This window comes from bacterium (assembly GCA_024226335.1).
Taxonomy (GTDB): domain Bacteria; phylum Myxococcota_A; class UBA9160; order SZUA-336; family SZUA-336; genus JAAELY01.
The window spans coordinates 1-911 of the sequence record JAAELY010000136.1; the positions used below are offsets into that span (position 1 = coordinate 1).

Here is a 911-nt window from a genome sequence, read left to right on the forward strand (position 1 = left end):
TGCTGGATCTGCCCATCGGCTGCGACGTCATCCCTTGCCGCTGGTCCGATTTCCAGGAGGTACTGGCGGACTCCTCCAATTCCTGGCAGGACACTTGGGGCGCCGCCCGCAGAGTTTATGAGCGTCCAGCGTAAAAGGATCGACGCCTTTCTGCGACTGGCTGAAGAAGAGCTTCAGGCGGCCAGGAAACTTGCCCGGTCGTACCCTCGCCAGGCTGCCTATCTCACTCAGCAGTGTGCCGAAAAGATCGCGCGAGCGATTCTGACCGACGCGGGCGTGAAGTACGGGACAGGGCATAACCTGGCGCAGATGGCTCAAGCCCTTCCCGCGGAACATCCCTGGATCGAGAAGATCCTGCCGCTCAACAAGTTCTCCCCAGCCGCCACTCGGTACCGTTATCCTTCAACGGAGGGCCGGTTGTTCGAACCTCCGGAGACCAGGCGCCTTCAGCGGGAGGTTGAGGAACTCGCCAAACTGCTCAAAGAGGCAACCGGTTTCCTGGCTCAGACCGATGAGTAGAGAATGACCCGCGTCGCCTTCTCGGATCGCGCTCACCCGGACGCCATCCTGCATCGGACAACTGTCCGATAGCCGTGCACGTTCGTGCCAGCCGGATGGACGACCGTCTCCGATCCGTGCACGTTCGTGCACGAAGGATGGACGACCGTCCCGGGGGCGTACACGTCCGTGCATGGCCGTGGTCCGGTTGGCGCAAGTGCGTCCACAGATGTGCACGGAGGATTGCCGAGCGTCCCGAGGGCGTGCACGTTCGTGCACGCCGGATTGTGCTTCGGCAGACGTCTCGACACGTTTGTGCACGCCCGATTTCCAGTTGAAAACTCTCCGTGCACAAATGTGCAAACGGGTTTTTCGCCGCCTGAGCGCTCTGGCCGGCGATTTTTCGGTGGACA

General features: G+C 61.6%; 1 protein-coding gene. It reads left to right on the forward strand.

The genetic code is table 11. The features are described 5' to 3' along the window. Positions 1 to 117 precede the first annotated feature (117 nt). A complete protein-coding gene (locus GY725_06140) occupies positions 118 to 519 on the forward strand; it encodes a HEPN domain-containing protein (protein MCP4003758.1) in 402 nt (133 codons plus the stop codon). Positions 520 to 911: the final 392 nt, after the last annotated feature.